This is a genomic window from Sinorhizobium sp. 8-89, from assembly GCF_030124325.1.
GTDB lineage: Bacteria > Pseudomonadota > Alphaproteobacteria > Rhizobiales > Rhizobiaceae > Sinorhizobium.
Genome location: NZ_JASKLR010000072.1, coordinates 1 through 1949, shown reverse-complemented (window position 1 = coordinate 1949; position 1949 = coordinate 1). Strand labels below are relative to the sequence as shown.

General features: G+C 65.1%; 3 protein-coding genes. All 3 read left to right on the top strand.

The window, feature by feature from the left end; all coding sequences use genetic code 11:
- Positions 1-440, top strand: a 440-nt coding sequence (locus tag QN219_RS33675; RefSeq protein ID WP_284004744.1) for a hypothetical protein, incomplete at its 5' end; no start/stop codon positions are given.
- A gap of 3 nt (positions 441-443) precedes the next feature.
- A complete protein-coding gene (locus QN219_RS33670; RefSeq protein ID WP_284004743.1) occupies positions 444-1673 on the top strand; it encodes an HlyD family secretion protein in 1230 nt (409 codons plus the stop codon).
- A gap of 16 nt (positions 1674-1689) precedes the next feature.
- The coding region (locus QN219_RS33665; RefSeq protein ID WP_284004742.1) for a SulP family inorganic anion transporter at positions 1690-1949 on the top strand (260 nt) is incomplete at its 3' end.

Here is a 1949-nt window from a genome sequence, read left to right as displayed (position 1 = left end):
CGGACGTCCTGTTCAATGTGATGACCGTCTTCGTGCTGCTCGTGGTCTTCCTGGTCGGCATCCTCTATCTCAGGCTGCACGCGCTGCCGGAACATATGGCGCATGGCGCCAGCAAGGGGCAGTTGCAGATCATCGGCGTGCTGTGTTTGATCGCGCTCTTCACCCACAATCATCTGTTCTGGATCGCCGCACTGCTGCTCGCGATGATCGAGTTTCCGGACTTTGCCTCCCCGGTCAGGTCGATGGCCCGCTCGCTCGCCAGGATTGCCCGCCGCGACGAGGGGGCGGGCGAGTTCGCGCCGCAGCCGAGCGGAGAAACGACATCCGAGCCTCCGCCGAAGGCGCCCCCAGCGGACGTACCAAGAACCGGCGGCGCGCAATGGGTGCCGCTCGAAGTCGCGCCGTTACCCGGCGATGACAAGATCGAGCGCAGGAGGTGAGCCATGCTGGAATTCCTGATTTGCTCGATGCTCACCATCTTTCCCGACTATCTCGTCCGCCGCTATGTCCAGGGCAAGCGCATCGGCCGCGAGATCAATCTTTATTCGATGTGGTTCGAGCTGCGCTACGGCATCACCGCCTGCGTCATCCTCACCGTGTCGCTGATCACGCTGATCTTCTACTTCCATCCGTCGACGACCAACGTCACCGCCGTGTTCCGCACGGTCACGATCCTGCCAGAGTCGAACGGGCGCGTCGCCGAAGTCTTCGTCGGCATCAACGAGAAGGTCGCGGCCGGCGCACCGCTCTTCCGTCTCGACGATAAAGAACAGCGGGCGGCGCTTGAAACCGCACGCCGGCGCGTCGCCGAAATCGATGCCGAGACAACCGTGGCACAGAGCGAACTGGCCTCCGCAGACGGCCTTATCGCACAGGCGGAGGGGGCGTACCTCCAGGCGCTGAACGAACTCGAGACGCAGGTCGAGTTGAACCAGCGCAACCCCAACATTGTCGCAAGGCGCGAAATCGAGCGGCTGCAGGTTGCCGCCGACGGCCGCAAGGGCGCGCTCGCCGCCGCCGTTTCGAACAAGCAGACGCTGGAGACGAAGATCGCCTCGCTGCTGCCGGCGCAGAAGGCCAGCGCCGAGGCGGCACTCGCTCAGGCGCAAGTGGAACTGGACAAGACGACCGTACGTGCCGGCGTGGCCGGTACCGTGCAGCAATTTACCCTTCGTCCCGGCGACGTCGTCAATCCGATGATCCGCTCGGCCGGCATCCTCGTGCCCGAGGAACGGCGCATCGGCCTGATCGCCGGCTTTGGCCAGATCGAGGCGCAGGTGATGAAGGCCGGGATGATCGCCGAGGCGACCTGTATCGGCAAACCCTTCACCATCATTCCGATGGTGGTCACCGAGGTCCAGGACGTCATTGCCGCCGGCCAGTATCGGCCGACGGACCTGCTCGTCGACGCCCAGCAACTGGCACGTCCTGGCACGCTGACGACCTATCTGGAGCCGCTCTTCCAGGGCCAACTGACCGGCCTCCCGCCGGGAAGCAGTTGCATAGCCAACGCCTACACCAGCAATCACGACGCGCTGCATGAGCCCGGCATCAGCATGTCGCGTTGGCTATACCTGCATGTCATCGACGCTGTCGGGCTGGTGCATGCGGCGATCCTCCGGCTGCAGGCGCTGCTCCTGCCTGTCCAGACGCTGGTGCTCACGGGCCATTGATCCGGAGGTGAAGGGGATGCAGCTCACTCTCCCTCGCCTGCCACTTCTTGCCAATCTCGCCGGCTACCAGGCGAGCTGGCTGCGCAACGACGTTTCGGCCGGGCTCGCAATCGCCGCGGTCGGTCTTCCGAGCGCCATCGCCTATCCGGCCATTGCCGGCCTGCCGCCGGAGACCGGCCTTTACGCCAGCATCACCCCGCTCGTCGCCTATGCCCTCTTTGGGCCCTCGCGACGCCTGATCGTGGGGCCGGACGCCCCGACCATGACGGTGCTGGC

Bases quoted from the DNA above. Each gene is read 5' to 3' on its own strand.
- QN219_RS33670 (WP_284004743.1), top strand. From the start codon at position 444: ATGCTGGAATTCCTGATTTGCTCGATGCTCACCATCTTTCCCGACTAT.